The 17,822-nt window shown below is 45.9% G+C and carries 15 protein-coding genes and 1 pseudogene; 15 read left to right on the forward strand and 1 reads right to left on the reverse strand.

Annotation, left to right across the window (positions count from 1 at the left end; genetic code table 11):
* The first annotated feature begins 83 nt into the window (after window positions 1–83).
* The 11 genes and pseudogenes from glyQ (at window position 84) to BLD48_RS00685 (ending at window position 11,497) form a co-directional block, all read left to right on the forward strand.
* Window positions 84–974: a glycine--tRNA ligase subunit alpha gene (glyQ, locus tag BLD48_RS00640; RefSeq protein ID WP_026833630.1), complete on the forward strand. Its 891-nt coding sequence runs from the start codon at window positions 84–86 to the stop codon at window positions 972–974.
* Entirely contained in the window at window positions 967–3,027 is a 2,061-nt protein-coding gene (gene glyS / locus BLD48_RS00645; RefSeq protein WP_071498515.1) for a glycine--tRNA ligase subunit beta, read from the forward strand. Before glyQ ends, glyS begins: the two co-directional genes overlap by 8 nt.
* 19 nt (window positions 3,028–3,046) lie before the next feature.
* Window positions 3,047–3,676: a transcriptional regulator CcpN gene (gene ccpN / locus BLD48_RS00650; RefSeq protein WP_014969814.1), complete on the forward strand. Its 630-nt coding sequence runs from the start codon at window positions 3,047–3,049 to the stop codon at window positions 3,674–3,676.
* A 14-nt stretch (window positions 3,677–3,690) separates the two neighbouring features.
* Window positions 3,691–4,500, forward strand: coding sequence for a pyruvate, water dikinase regulatory protein (locus BLD48_RS00655; RefSeq protein ID WP_071498516.1), 810 nt, complete (start codon window positions 3,691–3,693; stop codon window positions 4,498–4,500).
* Window positions 4,501–4,638: 138 nt separating this feature from the next.
* Window positions 4,639–6,432: a DNA primase gene (dnaG, locus tag BLD48_RS00660; protein ID WP_026831029.1), complete on the forward strand. Its 1,794-nt coding sequence runs from the start codon at window positions 4,639–4,641 to the stop codon at window positions 6,430–6,432.
* Window positions 6,433–6,466: 34 nt separating this feature from the next.
* Window positions 6,467–7,552 (forward strand): RNA polymerase sigma factor RpoD, encoded by a 1,086-nt coding sequence (gene rpoD, locus BLD48_RS00665; protein ID WP_012369736.1) that lies wholly within the window; start codon window positions 6,467–6,469, stop codon window positions 7,550–7,552.
* A 154-nt stretch (window positions 7,553–7,706) separates the two neighbouring features.
* Window positions 7,707–8,048 (forward strand): cytochrome c550, encoded by a 342-nt coding sequence (gene cccA / locus BLD48_RS00670; protein ID WP_071498517.1) that lies wholly within the window; start codon window positions 7,707–7,709, stop codon window positions 8,046–8,048.
* Between the two features lie 174 nt (window positions 8,049–8,222).
* Window positions 8,223–8,372, forward strand: a pseudogene (locus BLD48_RS16010) (transposase); the annotation flags it as partial.
* Between the two features lie 5 nt (window positions 8,373–8,377).
* The gene (tnpB, locus tag BLD48_RS00675) at window positions 8,378–9,469 is read left to right on the forward strand and encodes an IS200/IS605 family element RNA-guided endonuclease TnpB (protein ID WP_071498518.1); all 1,092 of its coding nucleotides are present in this window, start codon (window positions 8,378–8,380) and stop codon (window positions 9,467–9,469) included.
* Between the two features lie 196 nt (window positions 9,470–9,665).
* Window positions 9,666–10,382: a tRNA (adenine(22)-N(1))-methyltransferase gene (locus BLD48_RS00680; protein ID WP_071498519.1), complete on the forward strand. Its 717-nt coding sequence runs from the start codon at window positions 9,666–9,668 to the stop codon at window positions 10,380–10,382.
* On the forward strand, window positions 10,382–11,497 hold the full coding sequence (locus BLD48_RS00685) for a Nif3-like dinuclear metal center hexameric protein (RefSeq protein WP_071498520.1): 1,116 nt from the start codon (window positions 10,382–10,384) through the stop codon (window positions 11,495–11,497). The genes BLD48_RS00680 and BLD48_RS00685 overlap by 1 nt, the downstream gene beginning before the upstream one ends.
* Before the next feature lie 51 nt (window positions 11,498–11,548).
* On the opposite strand, the gene BLD48_RS00690 is transcribed toward BLD48_RS00685, so the two are convergent.
* Complete coding sequence (locus BLD48_RS00690; protein WP_071498521.1) at window positions 11,549–12,496, reverse strand: 4-hydroxy-3-methylbut-2-enyl diphosphate reductase; 948 nt, start codon at window positions 12,494–12,496, stop codon at window positions 11,549–11,551.
* A 144-nt stretch (window positions 12,497–12,640) separates the two neighbouring features.
* On the opposite strand from BLD48_RS00690, the gene BLD48_RS00695 reads away from it, so the two are divergent.
* The 4 genes from BLD48_RS00695 (at window position 12,641) to BLD48_RS00710 (ending at window position 17,822) form a co-directional block, all read left to right on the forward strand.
* On the forward strand, window positions 12,641–14,404 hold the full coding sequence (locus tag BLD48_RS00695) for a sensor histidine kinase (protein WP_071498522.1): 1,764 nt from the start codon (window positions 12,641–12,643) through the stop codon (window positions 14,402–14,404).
* On the forward strand, window positions 14,401–15,354 hold the full coding sequence (locus BLD48_RS00700) for a sugar ABC transporter substrate-binding protein (protein WP_071498523.1): 954 nt from the start codon (window positions 14,401–14,403) through the stop codon (window positions 15,352–15,354). Before BLD48_RS00695 ends, BLD48_RS00700 begins: the two co-directional genes overlap by 4 nt.
* Before the next feature lie 68 nt (window positions 15,355–15,422).
* Window positions 15,423–16,775, forward strand: a complete 1,353-nt coding sequence (locus tag BLD48_RS00705; RefSeq protein ID WP_071498524.1) for a DEAD/DEAH box helicase — start codon at window positions 15,423–15,425, stop codon at window positions 16,773–16,775.
* Between the two features lie 147 nt (window positions 16,776–16,922).
* Entirely contained in the window at window positions 16,923–17,822 is a 900-nt protein-coding gene (locus tag BLD48_RS00710) for a deoxyribonuclease IV (protein WP_071498525.1), read from the forward strand.

Here is a 17,822-nt window from a genome sequence, read left to right on the forward strand (position 1 = left end):
TTGTCTCGTCCCTATGTACAACCTTGTTGTACATAGGGACGTTTTTGCGTTCCCGCATAAATTTGGAGGTGTAAGTCTTGAAGATGACAGTACAGGAAATGATCTTAACACTGCAAAAGTTTTGGGCTGAACAAGGCTGCTTGACGATGCAGGCATATGATGTGGAAAAAGGTGCCGGGACGATGAATCCGATGACATTTTTACGGAGTCTCGGACCAGAACCATGGAACGTCTGCTACACAGAACCATCCCGTCGCCCAGCTGACGGTCGTTACGGAGAAAATCCAAATCGTTTGTATCAACACCATCAGTTCCAAGTCATCATGAAACCGTCACCGGATAACATTCAGGAATTGTACTTACAAAGTCTTGAACTGCTTGGGATCAATCCACTTGAACATGACATCCGTTTTGTCGAGGATAACTGGGAAAATCCGACGTTTGGTGCAGCGGGTCTCGGATGGGAAGTGTGGTTAAACGGAATGGAAATCACGCAGTTCACATATTTCCAACAAGTCGGTGGGATCGAATGCAGTCCGATTGCTGTTGAAATCACTTACGGCATCGAGCGTCTCGCGTCCTATATCCAAGACGTCGAAAGTGTGTTTGATTTAGTGTGGACGGATGGATTCAAATACGGCGATATCTTCTATCAGCCGGAATTCGAGCATTCAAAATATACATTTGAGACATCAGATGTCGACCTGTTATTCACATTGTTTGACCAGTATGAGAAAGAAGCGAACCGGGCACTCGATGAGAACCTGGTGTTCCCAGCCTATGACTATATCTTAAAATGTTCACATACCTTTAACCTGCTGGACGCAAAAGGGGCGATTTCCGTCACGGAACGGACAGGGTTCATTCATCGTGTAAGAAACATGTCACGCCGTTGTGCCCAAAGCTTCATCGAAGAACGGGAACGATTGGGATTCCCATTGATTAAATCGAAAGCAGGTGAATCGCATGCATGAATTATTACTTGAAATCGGTCTTGAGGAAATGCCGGCTCGTTTCGTTCTGCAATCGGAAACACAGTTAAAAGACCGGATTAAGACGTTCTTGACAGAAGCGCGGATTACGTTCGAGACGATCGAATCGTTTTCGACACCACGCCGCCTTGCCGTTCTCGTCACGGGTATGTCAGAGCGTCAAACAGACTTAGAAGAAACATTGAAAGGTCCTGCTAAACGGATTGCTCAGGACGAAGAAGGTAACTGGACAAAAGCAGCACAAGGATTTGCACGCGGAAAAGGGTTAACGACGGACGATTTATTCTTACAAGAAGAAAAGGGCGAGGAGTATATCTTCGCGGTACGTAAAGAATCGGGACAAGAAACGGCGACATTGATGCCGGGATTAAAACAAATCGTTGAAGCGATGTCGTTCCCGAAAAACATGCGGTGGAGCACCCAATCGTTACGGTACATGCGTCCGATTCGTTGGATGATTGCCTTGCTTGACGATCAAGTCATTCCGTTTGAAGTGGCCACTGTCGAGACGGGACGGACGTCACGGGGACACCGTTTCCTCGGACAAGACATCACGATTTTACGTCCGAACGCCTACGTCGAGGCACTCGCGGCAGAACATGTCATCGTCAGTTATGACAAGCGTCGTCAGTTGATTGAAGAACAAATTCAAACATTGAGCGAACAGGAAGGTTTTGACGTACCGATTGATCCAACCCTTCTCGAAGAAGTGACGAATTTGGTCGAGTACCCGACTGCTCTGTTTGGTGCGTTTGATGAAGCCTATCTCGAACTACCAGAAGAAGTCCTCATCACGACGATGAAAGAACATCAACGGTATTTCCCAGTGAAGAAAAACGGGACATTATTACACTATTTCGTCACGGTCCGCAACGGAAATGCGCATCACATCGAGAACGTCGCCCGCGGAAACGAAAAGGTCATCCGGGCACGTCTTGCAGATGCTCAGTTCTTCTATGAAGAAGATAAAAAGGCTGATATCGATGCGCAAGCAGCACGGTTGGATAAAATCGTCTTCCATGAAAAACTCGGAACGACAGGCGAAAAAGTCCGCCGTGTCCGTGAGATGGCCTTACAACTTGCCAATCGTTTCGGAGCAGAACAGGCTAAAGTGGAACGTGCCGGAACAATCTACAAGTTTGATCTCGTCAGTCAAATGGTCTACGAGTTTACAGAACTCCAAGGGATGATGGGCGAACGGTATGCCAACATGAAAGGCGAAGATGCAGAAGTTGCAGCATCGATTCGTGAACATTACTTACCACGGTTTGCCGGGGATGAAAGTCCAAGCACGGCAACGGGAACAGTATTAGCTGTTTTGGATAAGATGGATAGCGTCGCTGGTTTCTTTGGTGTTGGTATGATTCCAAGTGGTTCTGCTGACCCTTATGCCTTACGACGCCAAGCGCAGGGGATCGTTCAGATTTTATCGGACCGCCAGATTGATTTGACGCTGTCAGAACTGATTGATTTCGTGGTGACGGCTCAACTAAAAGCAGGTCTTTATCAAGCCGATGCAGAACAAGTAAAAGCAGCGATGGAAGACTTCTTCAATCAGCGCCTGAAATTCCGTCTGTCGGAAAAAGGTCATCGTCATGATGTGATTGAAGCGGCACTTGAACCCCAGTTGACGGTCGAAGCAAATGAAAAACGAGCAGCGATGCTCGAACAGGCGACGCAACGTCCGACGTTTAAGAAAACGGTCGAACAGCTCAGCCGTGTCTTGAACATTTCGAAAAAAGCGGAGACCGTGGTCACTGTCGATCCGACACTTTTTGAAAATGAAGCGGAACGTGCGTTGCATGAACAGATCGAACAGCTGATTCCAGAAATTGAAGCAGCCGTCGAAGTCTCTGACTATGAACGGGCGATTCAAGTACTCGAAGCTAGCGTGCCGACGATCACTGCCTATTTTGACGGGACGATGATCATGGCAGATGATGAAGCGGTTCGGACAAATCGCCTTAGCGAGATGAAACGATTTGCGACGGCAATCGAAAAAGTCGCACGATTCAATGCACTCACTTTAGTGTGAATAAAGGACGGATGAGCCGATGAAGTTAAATGAACGGCAGAAAAAAATACTCCAAATCGTCAAAGAAAATGGTCCGATCACAGGAGAGCAGATTGCGTCTGAACTCTCCTTGACCCGGGCGACCTTACGTCCGGATTTATCGATTTTGACGATGACAGGGATGCTAGAGGCACGTCCGCGCGTCGGCTATATGTATGTCGGTAAAAAAAATGCGTCGATGTTACACGAAAAACTGGATACGTTGACGGTAGGCGAATTCATGTCTTCTGCGAAAGTCATTCATGAAGGGATGACGGTGTATGATGCGATTGTTCACTTGTTTCTCGAAGACGTCGGCTCATTGTTCGTCGTCGGAAAAGATCATGCCCTAGTAGGCGTCTTGTCCCGAAAGGACTTTTTACGTGCTGCGATCGGGAATCAGGAGCTTGACTCGTTACCGGTCAACATCATCATGACCCGGATGCCGAACTTGACCGTTTGTGAAAAATCAGAGACGTTGATTGGTGCCGGAATGAAATTGATCGAAAAACAGATTGATTCCATGCCGGTCGTCGAACAAGTGGACGGGATCTTAAAAGTTGTCGGACGCATGACGAAAACGAATATGACAAAAGTATTAGTCGCATTAGCACGAGATGAAGAGCTTTAAGAGGAGGTTCGCAGATGAGACAACGCATTTATGTAGTCAGTGACTCGGTTGGTGAGACGTGTGAACTCGTGGTGCGGGCAGCCGCGATTCAGTTTCCGGAACAGGCAATCGAAACCGTCCGGATTCCCTTCGTCGATGACGATCAAGTCATCTATGATCTTGTGTTACATGCGAAAGAAGAGCAAGCGACGATCGTTTATACGATCGTTCACGCCACGCACCGGCGTCTGCTTGCGGAGACGGCGCATGCTCATGACGTCAAAGCAATCGATTTGTTAGGTCCTTTGCTCGATACGATGGAAGAACGCCTCGGCATGCAGCCAAAGGAAGAGCCGGGCTTAATTTATCGACTAGATGAAGAATATTTCCGGAAAATCGAAGCGGTCGAATTTGCTGTGAAATACGATGATGGACGCGACCCACGGGGAATCAAACGAGCGGACATCGTGTTGATCGGTGTGTCACGCACATCGAAAACACCGCTTTCTCAGTATTTAGCATTGAAACGATATAAAGTCGCCAATGTGCCACTCGTTCCGGAATCGATTCCGCCAGAGGAACTGTTTGATATTCCAAAAGAAAAATGTTTTGGGTTATTGATTTCTCCTGAAAAGCTGATTGATATTCGGATGGAACGGTTACGCTCACTTGGCTTGAAGCCGGAAGCCGCTTACGCGCAAATCGATCGAATTAATCGAGAACTCGACTATGCTAAAAAATTATACGACCGGATTGGGTGTCAGGTCATCGATGTGACGAATAAAGCAGTCGAGGAAACAGCCAATTTAATCTTGACCGGGATTTCCGGCAAATCACATGACTAGTAAAGTGATGATTCACGTAGTATACTAATCTAGCTGCTTAAATGAGATGATGCAACTTTTCTAATGAAACGGAACGAGTATTCGTTCCGTTTCATTGCGGGTATATGTATATAAACGTTCGAAAGGAGAGGTGACCGATTGAAACGGCTTCCTGACGAATTGGTTGACCAAGTCCGACAAGCAACGGATATCGTTGAATTGATATCAGAACGTGTAGAATTAAAAAAACAAGGGAATCGTTATTCAGGGTTATGTCCATTTCATTCTGAAAAGTCCCCTTCTTTTTCTGTTTCTCCGGACAAAGGCATGTATTATTGTTTTGGCTGCGGAGCAGGGGGCAATGCGATTACGTTCGTCATGGAAACGGAAGGGATGAGTTTTCCGGAAGCCGTCACGAAGCTCGCAGATCGAACGGATATCAAATTACCAGAGTTTGAACGATCCGATCAAACGGAATCGACACCAGATCAAGAAAAGAAATACCGGATGCGAGAAGCTCACCGAATCGTAGCGGATTTGTATCATGAAGTCATGTTGCAGACGGCTGCGGGTGATGTCGGGCGAGAATACCTGGAAAAACGGGGGATTCAAGAACCTGCCATGCGGGAATTCAAGTTAGGGTATGCACCTGATCAAGAACGATTCACGGTCGATTCGTTGGCAAGAAGAAATTTTGATCTGGATGAAATGGTAGAAGCTGGGCTGATTTCTGTAGGTAGAGATGGCGATTATCGCGATCGGTTCAATGGTAGGGTTGTATTTCCAATTTCAGATCGTGATGGCACGATTGTTGGATTCAGTGGACGCTCCATTGACGGAAGAGACCCGAAGTATGTCAATACAGCGGAAACACCACTCTTTAATAAAAGTGAGTTGCTATTTGGTTTTGCACAAGCACGTGGTGCGATGCGTAAAAGTAAACAAGTAGTACTAGTGGAAGGAAATTTAGATGTTGTACGTGTCGCTCAAGCGGGTATACCCTATACGGTAGCCTCTTTAGGGACGGCCTTGACACCGATCCATGCTCAAAATCTGGGGCGAATCGTCGATGAAGTCATTGTTTGTTATGACGGAGACAAAGCCGGACGTGCCGCAACTTTAAAAGCGTTACGCCTGCTAGAAGACATTGCGGTTGATTGTTCTGTCATTCGTCTTCCGGATGAGGAAGATCCCGATTCTTTTATTGGGACACAGTCGGAAGAGTCCTTTCTTCGTTTAATCGAACAGGAGCGGATTTCAAGCCTTGAATTTAAATCTTTTTATTTTCGGCAAGGAAAAAACCTCCGATTAGAAGGAGAACGGGTCCGTTATATTGAAACTATGCTTGAGGAGATTGGTCGGACGGCCAATCCATTGTTACGCGACATCTATTTAGGGAAACTGGCGGAAGAGTTCCACTTGTCGAAAGAATCATTGCTGTCACAAGTTAAACCGTTGCAGACGCAACACATTAAACCAAAACAAGAACGACGGCAAGAGACACAAGTAGTTACCTCTTCCCCTCAAGACCGCACCTTCTCGAACTGGAAACGAGCAGAACGATTTTTGCTCGCCTATATGATTCGTTCAGAGGAAGTTGGCCTTGAGGTACGTGATCAGCTTGGTGTGGCATTTAACGATCCAGCCCATCAACTGATCGCAGGAAAACTATATGAATTTTACGGAGCAAATACCCCAGCGGATCCGGACCGGTTTCTGACGATGCTTCACGATGCTTCGCTTCAGCGAATCGTAGCCGATCTAGAGTTTATGTTAATGCCGGAATATGATCCGGATTTACTGAGTCATTATATTCGTGCCGTTCAAAACGAACGACAACGACGGATGCTGGACGAGGAAAAGTCACAGTTAAGTCAACAAACAGATATCCGTGCTCAAGCGGAACTAATGCAGGCGATCATCGAACGGAAACGGCGTTTGAAAGATCGATGACCTGTTGCATGATGTGGAAGGAGTGTATGGTTCGATGGCAGAAAAAGCAAGATCAGAAGCAGAAATACTCCGTCTCGCGAAGGATGAACTAATCGCGCTCGGACACAAGAATGGTGAACTATCGCATCAAAAAATCGAGGATAAACTCAGTTCGTTTGAATCGATGGATGCGCAACAATTCGAAGAGTTCCTTCAATTGCTCGAAACCGAAGGCATCAAAGTCAACAACGATGGAACAGGGGACGACAAGGAAGAAGCCGACTTAAACGATCTATCTGTTCCGCCTGGTGTCAAAATCAATGATCCGGTCCGGATGTACCTGAAAGAAATCGGTCGAGTGGATCTTTTGAATGCAGAAGATGAGGTCGAACTTGCAAAACGGATCGAACAAAATGATGAAGAAGCTAAAAAGCGTCTAGCTGAGGCCAACCTGCGTCTTGTTGTATCGATCGCAAAACGTTATGTCGGTCGCGGCATGTTGTTCCTTGATTTGATTCAAGAAGGAAACATGGGATTGATCAAAGCGGTTGAAAAGTTTGATTATACTAAAGGGTATAAATTCTCGACGTATGCCACGTGGTGGATTCGTCAGGCCATCACACGTGCGATCGCTGACCAAGCACGGACGATCCGGATTCCGGTTCACATGGTTGAAACCATCAATAAATTGATTCGTGTTCAACGTCAGTTGCTCCAAGATCTTGGACGTGAACCGACACCGGAAGAAATCTCAAAAGAGATGGAAATCACGCCGGAAAAAGTCCGTGAAATTCTCAAGATTGCTCAAGAACCAGTTTCGCTCGAAACGCCGATCGGGGAAGAAGACGATTCACATCTCGGAGACTTCATCGAAGACCAAGATGCGACAGCACCCCAGGACGCAGCAGCGTATGAGTTGTTAAAAGAACAATTAGAAGATGTACTCGATACATTAACGGATCGGGAAGAAAATGTCTTACGTCTGCGCTTTGGTCTTGATGACGGTCGGACGCGGACGCTTGAAGAAGTCGGGAAAGTATTTGGTGTCACACGTGAACGGATTCGTCAGATTGAAGCGAAAGCGTTACGTAAATTGCGTCACCCGAGTCGTTCAAAACGTCTCAAGGATTTCCTCGATTAATTTCAAAGTGTGAAGAAAATATGAAATTTTAGTGAGAAGGGAGAAAAAGTTTTGTTTTTTTCTTCCTTCTCTGTTTTTTTTACAGTAGAATAGTAACGGGGAATACCATTCAGTCACCAACTTGGTTGGGTATAGAATATGGGGGGGAATCCAAATGCGTAATCCGTTAGTACCGTTCGCAGCGATTGCGATCATCGCCATCATCGCCATGATTTCATTGTCATACTTTGGGGTCGATCAGGTAAAACAAGCTGAAAAAGGTCCATCAACAGCTGAAATGAAGCCGGAAGATCTGTTTGCATCAAAAGGATGTACAGGATGCCACGGTGGAAATCTTGAAGGTGGAGCAGGTCCGAACTTAACAAAGATCGGCGCGAAGCTGAAAGAAGAAGAAATTAAAGAAATCGCAATGAACGGTAAAGGGCAAATGCCTGGTGGTCTTGCGAATGACGAAGAAGCCACTGTTTTAGCGAAATGGCTTGCTGAAAAGAAATAAGTCAATCAACATCTGTCTCTTCTCCGAGATGGGTGTTTTTTTGTGGTGGTTTTAACTAAATTTAGCGAGAATTCTCCCACCTCTAAGCGTCTCGGGGCGAAGCCCAGCGTAGGTGAGAGATGAATCGCCCGTCTTGGTAAGACTGCAATCGTTTGATACAATCAGTGTGACTAATCAAAAGGACTGATCAAACGAGACTTTCCGCATGTCAAGAAACAACTATGGAAAGAAATGTTTTGGTCTCGAAGTTACTGTCTAGTGACGACCGGAGGTGCGACAATCGACGTCATCAGACACTATATCGAAAAACAAGGAAAGGAGTGATTGCGTTGCTGAAGGCGTACAAGTTTCGACTCTATCCGACGAAACCTCAACAAGAATATTTCATGAAGACGTTCGGTTGTGTCCGTTTTGTCTACAATAAGATGCTCGAAGAGCGTATCCGATTGTACGAAGATTCGAAGCTCAACCCTCACACGAAGCAGAAGCTCCCAACCCCAGCGAAGTACAAGCCCGAATTCCTTTTCCTAAAAGAAGTCGACAGTCTTTCTCTTGCGAACGCTCAGATGGACTTAAACAAGGTGTATCACAACTTTTTTCGAGATCAGTCTGTCGGGTTTCCGAAGTTCAAATCGAAGCACAACGACCGAGCCTCTTACACAACAAACAATCTGAAGGAAAGCATCCGCATCGAAGAGTATAAGGTGAAACTTCCTAAGATCGGTTTTGTGAAGTTGAAACAACATCGTCCGTTTGATGGCGTGATCAAGTCCGCGACGGTCTCGATGACGAAGACAAGGAAATTCTTCATCTCCATCCTTGTAGATCAAGCCGAAGAGCAATGGGTTCCAGCCAAGAATAAAGTAGGAATCGACCTTGGTTTGGAGCACTTCGCCATCATGACGAATGATGAGAGGGTTTCTGAGAAAGTTGACAATCCTCGTTTTCTTCGAAAGTCCGAAGAGAAGATAAAGAAGGCGCAACGCGCCTTGTCCCGCAAGAAAATCGGGAGTAAGAACCGAGAGAAGGCAAGGCTAATCCTCGCCAAGAAGCATGAAAAGATTGCACATCAACGTCAAGATTTTCTTCATAAGCTGTCGAAACGGATCGTTGACGATAACCAAGTCATCGTCGTCGAGACACTTAAATCGAAGAACATGATGAAGAACCATAAGATCGCCAAATCGATTGGAGATGTCAGTTGGTATGAGTTCGTTCGGCAGCTGGAATATAAATGCAAGTTCCACGGTCGGACGCTCGTAAAGGCAGACCAATGGTTCGCCTCGACCCAAATCTGTTCTTCTTGCGGCGTAAAAGGCGAGAAGAAAACAATGGATGTGCGCGAGTGGATCTGTGTTTGCGGTGCGCATCATGATCGAGATATCAACGCAAGTATCAACTTGTTGATGTTAGCAGACTGAAACCCTTCAGGGTGGGAACCACCCGATGAGCTTGGTAAATAATCGTAGCTCGTAAAAGTACGGTCTTCCCAAGAAGCTCCCACTTCAATTTGCGAAGCAAATAAGTGGTGAGTAGTTCACCAGGGACGACTATTTCTTTTTTTCGTCAATTCGGCTATTTTTAAAAGAGAGATTGAACAGAGGAAGGATGAAAGAGATGCAAACGAACGTCATACTCGATCAACGCTTACAAAAAGTAGTTTCTTATATTCCACAAGGAGCGGTGCTAGCGGACATTGGATCCGATCATGCTTTTGTCCCATGTTACTGTATCCAAAAAAAATTAGTCGAACGGGCAATCGCGGGTGAAGTCAATCTTGGACCGATGGAAGCAGCACAAGCACAAGTGGCACTTGTCCAGTTAGAAGATGAAATCGAGGTCCGACTTGGAAGTGGTCTCACTGTTTTAACACCAGGCGAAGCGACGGCCATTACGATTGCTGGAATGGGTGGGACATTGATTGCGACGATTCTTGAAGAAGGAAAAACACATCTATCAGGAGAGGAACGTCTGATCCTCCAACCGAACGTCGATGCTGTCGATGTCAGAAAGTGGCTTTTAGCGAATGGATATGCCTTGTTATCCGAAGCCATCGTCAAAGAAAATGAAAAAATCTACGAAATTCTTGTCGCTCAAAAAGGTGAAGAATCCTTATATGCCGACGATTTTGAACAACGGGAATGGGAATTGTTTTTTGGTCCTCAACTCACACGGGAAAAAGCTCCGGCTTTTGTGGAGAAATGGCAAACGGAAAAACAAAAACGGCAGTATATTCTAGAACAGATGCGTCGTGGAAACGATTCAGAAGTATTGCAGGGGAAAATCGAGACGATTGAATGGCTGATTCAAAAAATGGGAGAGGTGACGGGGTGATGGCGAACGGACAACAGATTATCGAACAATTCGAATCATTTGCACCGAAGAAATTCGCTTTTGAAGGAGATCCAATTGGATTACAAATCGGAACACTGAACAAAGAGGTCAAACGTGTGCTCGTGACACTTGATGTCTTAGAGTCTGTAGTCGATGAAGCGATTGAAAAAAATATCGATTTGATCATTGCGCATCATCCACCGATCTTCAGTAAATTAGCGAAAGTCACGGATCAATCAGCGGCCGGGCGAATCGTCATGAAATGTATCCGCCATGACATTGCTGTCTATGCAGCGCATACAAACCTGGATGTCGCGGAAGGAGGCGTCAATGACCTGATGGCAACTGCATTAGGATTGACGAATACAAGCGTATTGGCACCTTCTTACGAGAATACCGTCTATAAACTCGTTGTCTTCGTTCCGGAAACAGCAGTTGAACAGGTCGCTGGAGCTCTTGGAAGAGCAGGAGCAGGGCATAGCGGCGCATATAGCGACTGTCAGTTCCACAGCACGGGCATCGGTCAGTTTAAACCAACAACAGGTACCGATCCGTATAGAGGTAAGCCAGGTCAGGTGGAACGGGTGACAGAAGTCCGAATCGAAACGATCGTAACGGAATTGAATCAGAAACAAGTCATCCGTGCGATGAAAAAAGCCCATCCGTATGAAGAGGTAGCGTATGATTTGCTCCGTCAAGAGATGGCAGCACCCTCACTCGGTCTGGGACGGATTGGATATCTAGAAGAAGCGATTCCGCTGAAAGCATTTGCCGAACACGTACGGACAGCCTTCGCTGTTGAGAACTTACGTTTTGTTGGAGATGAAAACCGAATGGTCCGTAAGATTGCCGTATTAGGTGGGGATGGGAATAAGTATGTGTCGACGGCTGCCTTTGCGGGGGCCGATGTGTTAGTGACAGGTGATTTGTATTTCCATGTCGCTCACGATGCGATGGCACTTGGTCTTGCTGTCATCGATCCGGGACATCACGTCGAATCGGTCATGAAACAAGGAGTGGTCGATCTCTTGACGGAACGGTTCGACAAACAGAACATCCAAGGTGTCGAACTGTTTGTTTCCGTGACCAATACGAATCCATTTCAATTCCTATGAAAAAAACGATTCCCGCCGTCTGAGACGGTTTGGGAATCGTTTTGTTTTAGATTAAAGAATTTTGACTTTCGGTAAGATCCGGCGCAGCTCAAGGAACGGCGTTTTGTCATGTGTGCTGATATCAGCAGGATCATACTGCTGTAAGAAGTCGATGACTTTTTTTGTGATCGGCGTAGGTGTTGAAGCACCTGACGTCACGCCGACTTGGTTTACACCTTCGAGCCAAGATAAATCAAGTTCTGTTAAATCGCCAATCCGGTGAGCCGGAGTTTCAGCGATGTCAAACGAAACTTGAGCCAAACGATTGGAGTTATTCGAGCGTGGATCTCCGACGACGATGACTAAATCACATTCACCGGCCTGTTCAGCGACAGCTTCTTGACGCACTTGCGTCGCATTACAAATTTCATTATGGACTTCGACATGTGGATATTTTTCGCGGACATGTCCCATCAACGCTTGGACATCCCATTGACTCATCGTCGTCTGATTGGTGACGATGATCTTTTTAGTCGTGAGATGAGCTGGTAAGGCTTCGATATCCTCCACTTTTTCAATGAGGTGAACGTGTTCTGGTGCTACACCGACTGCACCTTCAGGTTCTGGGTGACCGTGTTTACCGACATAGATGACTTCGTAATCGTCTGCGACGACGGTCCGGATCAAATCATGTGTTCGGGTGACATCTGGACAGGTTGCATCAACGACGGTCAGTTTTTTTTCGGCAGCACGTGCGTAGACGGCCGGAGAAATGCCATGAGCCGTAAAGATGACCGTACCTTCTTGAATCGTTTCGAGCGCTTCTAGGCGATCGGGACCATCTACGGTCAAGACACCCATTCGTTCGAATTCACGTGTGACATGGGCATTGTGGACGATCATACCTAAAATATGAATAGGTCGCGGCAAATTTTCATTCATTGCGGCTTGTTGGGCAAGTTTCATGGCATCAACAACACCATAACAGTAACCACGAGGACTGATTTTTTTTACAAGCATAGTCTAGATTCTCCTTTAGTATAGAAAGAGTGATTACGTAGAGTGTACCATTGATTCAAGTTGAATGAAAATAGAGGAGTCTGCGGCGGGCAGATAACATGATATACTATTTGAGTTGTAATGAATGGAGGAGGAGGTGGAAAGATGGAGACGAAAAAGATGATGCGGTCCTATTTTTTCCAAATCACGGCTGTATTATTCATTCTTATTTGTCTTGTCATCTCAGCACTTGCCTTCACGGCGGATCGTGTGACGATTTCACGAGTGGAACAACAGACAGAAAAGCAGAGTGAAAAAAGTGTTGAAGTCTCGAGTAATGCACTTCGGGACAGTGTCGGAAATTTACACGAAAAAATCATGGGTCTTCAATTAAATGTCACCAATATGAAGAACCTCGAGCGAGCAATTCGTGACACGAACTTGCTTGATATCGATACCGGTTTTAAGAGTTTCTTTTATTATGACCTGAAAACCGACAAGATGACTTGGTTCTCAAGTGAGGATCGGCGTATCCGGGAATCGTCCGTTCGACGAGATGATGCTTTTTTACAGGCTTTAACGAGTACGGATTTTCATATGAGTAAACGGTATAAGCTGGACAGTGACTATCTGTCTTATATGTATGTACCTGTCCGGAATGGGAACGAACGTGTCGGCGTGTTTGGCGGTGGGCTCAGTCTGATGAATTCCGTCGTCTTTCGTAATTCACTTGAATCGTTTGATGATGACACGATGGCCTATCTGTTTAACAGCCAAGGTGAACCGCTCGCGACATCGAGAAACCTGGTCACGGATCAAGAACGTGTCTTGAGCCAAAGTGTCGTTGACCGTGCCTTTCAGAGTACAAAACCATACGAAATCTTTAGTACGAATAAAGACATGTATTATTTCGCGCGTGATTTGAAGGTGACGGACTGGAAGATACTAGTTCGAACGCCGCGAAGTGTCTTTTACGAGCCGGTCTATACGACACGCCAACAATATTTAGTCATCGCGGCACTCACATTAGTTTTGAGTCTGATCGTCGGCTATTTGATGTCGCGGCAATTGACGGCACCGTTACTTGAATTGGTTCAAAAAATCGAAAAAAGCACGACCCCGCAACCGATCACTCTCGAACGGTCTGGTTCAAATGAAATCAAGACCTTGGTGTCTGCCTATAATGAGTATGCACAACGAATGGAGCATGCGCGGGTCGAGCAGCTCAGTCAACAACAGGTCATCCTGCATCAAGAAAAGTTAGCGTCGCTCGGACAGCTCGCAGCAGGGATTGCCCACGAAATCCGAAATCCATTGACACCAGTCAAGATGGCACTTCAGCTCTTGTCGGAAGAAAAACAAAACAATCCGGATATGATGCAGATTGCCTTATCGGAACTCGACCGTGCCAATCAGCTGATTCAGACGATGCTTGATTTATCAAAAAATGATAGAACGACGTTGGAAATGACTCGGATTGACATGAAAAAGATGATGGAAAAGCTGACATTCATTCTCGAATCAAAATCACATCCATATGAAGCGGACTGTAAAATCTATACGCCAGCACACATGCCGCCACTGTATGCTTCTGAAAACGGACTGTTGCAGGTGTTGTCGAACTGTATCGGAAATTCTCTCGACGCTGTCGAATCAAAAGGCATCGATGGAATCTGTCATGTCCACCTGCACGTTTATCCGGATCAGTTTGTTTTTATCATCCAGGATAATGGGGTCGGGATGGATGCGGAGCAGATTAGTCTGATTGGGCAAGCATTCAACACGTCTAAAATAAATGGGAACGGGTTAGGGTTATTCATGTCGAGTCAAATCGTTCGCCAACACAATGGACGAATCGAAGTGGATAGTAAAGTCGGAGTCGGAACGACCATTCAGTTGTTTTTCCCAAGGCAGGGTGAGCAAGCATGAGGTTTAATAAGTCGTGGTTGATTGTGTTAATCATCTGGGTTTCGTCCGTGCTCATCATTTCGAATCTGTTTGTCCAAAAGGAAACCAATCCGAAGCGAAACGTCGTCGGTTTTACGGTCGTCAACGATAAACATGAATTTGCGCAACGGTTGATCAACGCCTTTAAGGCAGAGGCCAAGGCAAACAAATACGAAGCACTCGTTGCGACCTCACAAAATTCACGGATCAGTGAACGGGAACAAATCTTAGAATTCATCCAACTAAAAGTGGATGCGATCTTCATTACGACACTAGACGACGTCTATATCGGCAGTGCGATTGAAGAGGCTAAACAAGCAGGAATTCCGGTATTTGCGATTGATCGGATGATTCGTTCAGATGCCGTCATCAGTTCCATCACGTCGAACAATCAAGTAATCGGGGAGCAATTGGCTTCCTATATGAAAAATGAGTTGATTAGACGAACCGGGCAGGCAAAGGGCCGGATCATCGAGATTGCCGGTACGGCAAACGTCCATACGACCAATGAACGACACCTGGGATTCTTAAAAGGAATCAAGAACGAACCGGGTCTTTCCATCATAAATTCAGCTAGCGGAAACTATGATCCCGTCACATCGGAGCGAGTCATGCAACAGCTGATTGAGTCAGGAATCGTGTTTGATGCCGTCTACTGTCACAATGACGATATTGCGATGGGTGTACTCGAAGCATTGAAAAAAGCGAACATTTCCGGAAAAATAGTTGTCGGAATCGATGGGAATCGTGCTATATTAGAAGCTGTTGACATGAAATCGATGGACGCGACGGTCGTCCAGTCCGCTGAAGAGATGATGAAAGTCGCCTTCAGCGCGTTGAAGCTTCATACGAAAAACAAAAAAAATCCCGATCGTTTCTATACGTATTCATATTTGTATGACGGTAGTAGACCAATACCCATGTTGAACTAAAGAAATAGATGGTGAGGGCGGACGATTCGCCTTTAATTGTTAAAGAAAGAGAAAGGATGGTGACAAATATGAATGGATTTAGCCATTTCGATTTGCACCCGTTCGTCGTCGAAGCACTCGAAGACGCACGTATTAAAAAACCAACCGATATTCAATCCCGGATCATTCCGGCAGCGCTCAAAGGGCGGGATATCATTGGACAATCACAAACGGGAACAGGAAAAACATTATCGTTCCTGTTACCAATCGTTCAAAACGTCAATCCGGCGTCACAGGAAATGCAAGCGATCATCGTTGCACCGACACGTGAACTCGCATGGCAAATTCACGAGGAATTGAAATCAATCCTCGTCAAACAACCCGACTATATTAAAACGAGTCTGATCACAGGCGGAATGGACCGCGAACGTCAAATCGGACGTCTCAAAGTGTCTCCACAAATCGTCATCGGAACACCGGGACGTATTTTGGATCTGTTTAAAGAGCAAGCCTTGAAACCACATTTTGTCAAACATTATGTCATTGATGAAGCGGATCAAATGCTCGATATGGGATTCTTACCAGAAGTCGACCGGATTGCGCAAGCTCTTCCAGAGAAATTGCAAATGATGGTTTTCTCAGCAACGATTCCAGAGAAACTGCAACCGTTCTTGAAAAAATACATGAACAACCCACGTTATGCGCATGTGGATCCAAAACAACAGACAGCTAAGAAAATCGTCCATCATACCGTTCCTGTCAAACACCGTGATCGTTCTGATTTGGCATTGAAACTGGCGAAGGCGCTTAACCCGTATATCTGTCTTGTCTTTACGAATACAAAAACAGAAGCAATTGAACTTGAAGCCCTCTTCCTTGAAGCGGGACTCAATGTCGGTTCGCTTCACGGTGACTTACCGGCACGCCGCCGGAAACAAGCCATCAAGGAGATCAATGAAGCGAAGTACCAATACGTCATCGTGACGGATCTTGCTGCACGTGGCATTGATATCTCAGGTGTCTCGCATGTCATCAACCATGGTATTCCGAAAGATCTTGACTTCTATGTTCACCGTGTCGGTCGGACGGGTCGTGTTGACCAAGACGGCTTGGCTTACACATTGTTTGAAGATCACGAAAATGGTTCAATCAACCGTCTTGAAGACCGTGGGATTGAATTCATCAACGTTGATGTCAAGAGTGGTCAAGTCAGCGAAGTCAAAGAACGCCGCCGTGCTAAACCAAACATGAAGACAGCCGTTTCGAAAACAGCACACAGTCGTTTATCGGGTGAAGCGGCAAAAGCGAAAAAACGTGTAAAACCAGGTTATAAAAAGAAACACCAGTATAAGCTGAAAGAAACAGCAAAACGCGAACGCATCAAGGAACAACGTGGAGTTGGTCGTGCCGAGCGTAAGGCAAATGCAAGCAAATCAAAATAATGAATCTGAGGCGAATTCGTCAAGGATCGACCCTTTAAGCAAAGTTCACGGTACCAATCCGTGGACTTTGTTTTTTTAGCGTGGCTAAAGGTTCTTGTTTTTTTCGACATTTGGTACACTGGAAACAGAAGAAAGGTGGAAATTCGAATGAAAATTGGTTCACATGTGTCCCTTTCAGGGAAAAAGATGCTGCTTGGTGCGAGCGAAGAGGCAGTATCTTACGGAGCAACGACGATGATGGTCTATACAGGAGCACCCCAGAATACAAGACGAAAGCCGATCAGTGACCTCCGGATTCCGGAAGCCTTGTTGCACATGGAGGCGAACGGGATTGAAGAAATCGTTGTCCACGCGCCTTACATCATCAACTTAGGAAATACGACAAAACCAGAAACATTTGAACTGGCGGTATCCTTTTTAGCAGAAGAGATTCGTCGGGCAGAAGCGCTTGAAAAGGCGAAGCATATCGTACTTCATCCGGGAGCCCATGTCGGTGCCGGGGAAGAAATTGGGATCAAACGAATCATTGAAGGACTCAATGAAGTGTTGACGGGAGATGAACAAGTCAAGATTGCGCTTGAGACGATGGCCGGAAAAGGCTCGGAAATTGGAAAGACGTTTGAAGAGATTGCAGAAATCATCGCCGGTGTAACCCATAATGATCGTCTATCTGTTTGTCTCGATACCTGTCACGTCCATGATGCCGGATACGATCTTGTCCATGATTTGGACGGGGTACTCGAACAATTTGATCGAATCGTTGGCATCGACCGTCTTGGCGTCATTCATGTCAATGATTCGAAAAACATCCGAGGTGCTAAAAAAGACCGTCACGAAAACATTGGTTTTGGTGAAATCGGATTTGATCCGTTACATCGGATCGTCCATCATCGGGACTTGGCACATTTGCCAAAAATTCTTGAGACGCCGTATATCGGACTTGATCCTAAAAAGAAAGTGGCTCCGTATCAAGAAGAGATTGCGATGCTACGCTCGGGGAATTTTGATGCCGAGTGGCGTTTACCACTGATCGGTACATCCATTTAA

This window comes from Exiguobacterium sp. KRL4, from assembly GCF_001870785.1.
GTDB lineage: Bacteria > Bacillota > Bacilli > Exiguobacteriales > Exiguobacteriaceae > Exiguobacterium_A.